The 1,249-nt window shown below is 46.0% G+C and carries 2 protein-coding genes; one reads left to right on the top strand and one right to left on the bottom strand.

Annotated features, from left to right (window positions below; all coding sequences use genetic code 11):
* Positions 1-446 (top strand): vitamin B12 dependent-methionine synthase activation domain-containing protein (locus tag R7F67_RS24350; RefSeq protein WP_318057479.1); only part of this gene is annotated, 446 nt, incomplete at its 5' end.
* A 124-nt stretch (positions 447-570) separates the two neighbouring features.
* On the opposite strand, the gene R7F67_RS24345 is transcribed toward R7F67_RS24350, so the two are convergent.
* The coding region (locus R7F67_RS24345) for an ACT domain-containing protein (RefSeq protein WP_411913742.1) at positions 571-1,249 on the bottom strand (679 nt) is incomplete at its 5' end.

Here is a 1,249-nt window from a genome sequence, read left to right as displayed (position 1 = left end):
AAGCGCAAGGCGATGACTACAACGCAATCATGATTCAAGCGGTGGCGGATCGTTTAGCCGAAGCTTTTGCTGAATACTTGCATGAGCGTGTCAGGAAAGAAATTTGGGGCTATGCAGCAGATGAAAATCTATCGAATGATGAGCTCATCCGTGAAAAGTACCAAGGGATCCGTCCTGCACCGGGTTACCCAGCTTGTCCTGAGCATACAGAGAAAGGCCCGCTTTGGGAGTTACTGAATGTTGAAGAGAACATCGGTATGTCACTTACAACGAGCTATGCAATGTATCCGGGGGCATCAGTGTCCGGTTGGTATTTCTCACATCCAGACTCTCGCTATTTTGCGATCGCTCAGATCCAAGATGATCAATTAGAGAGTTATGCTGATCGTAAAGGTTGGGATAGGATCGAAGCTGAAAAATGGTTGGGGCCAAACATTAACGGCTAAATCAAGTGAACAAGCAATAAAAAGGGCTGCCAATGTGCAGCCCTTTAATTTGTCGTTGTTCCCTCAAAAATCACGTTATGCTTTTTGAACCACGGTAGTGGTCACTTGAGGGTACAAACCAATGTTATTGTTCGAAGAGCTCTGTATGCAGCTTCTGAATGGCTTGCTTCGCCACCGACTCATTCACAAGGAAGCACAGGTTATGAGGGCTTGCTCCATAACAGATCATGCGTAAGTTCAAATCTTCTAGCGTACCAAACACTTGCTTCGCATAGCCTTTACGTTCACTCATCTTGTTACCAATCAAGGCTACCAAACAAAGGTCATGTTCTACTTCGACCTTACACAACTCTTCCAACTCTTCACGTGCTGCTTGAGGAAGTTGTGGTGCGCCGCCTGAGGTATCAGTTTGATCCAGTGTGAGTGACACACTGATTTCTGAAGTGGTGATAAGGTCTACCGAAATTTTGTGCTTGGCTAAAATCTCAAATACTTTTGCTAAGAAGCCGTACGCATGGAACATGTTCACACTACGCAGAGTGACCATCGTTTGATTACAACGCAGAGCGAGAGCCCGAAACAGTGGTGAGCTTTCGACTTGATGACGAATCCACGTGCCGCCTTTTTCTGGTTCTTTGGATGAGCCAACAAAAACCGGGATATCATGGCGCAGAGCAGGGACTAGTGTTGATGGGTGTAATATTTTCGCGCCAAAGTTAGCCATTTCAGAGGCTTCACTAAAACTGATCTCTGGGATTGGTGACGCTTTTGGTGCGATGCGAGGATCTGTTGTGTAAATACCA

Origin of the sequence: Vibrio sp. YT-17 (assembly GCF_033337375.1) — a bacterium.
Lineage (GTDB): Bacteria > Pseudomonadota > Gammaproteobacteria > Enterobacterales > Vibrionaceae > Vibrio > Vibrio alginolyticus.
This window is presented reverse-complemented; position numbering and strand designations above follow the sequence as displayed.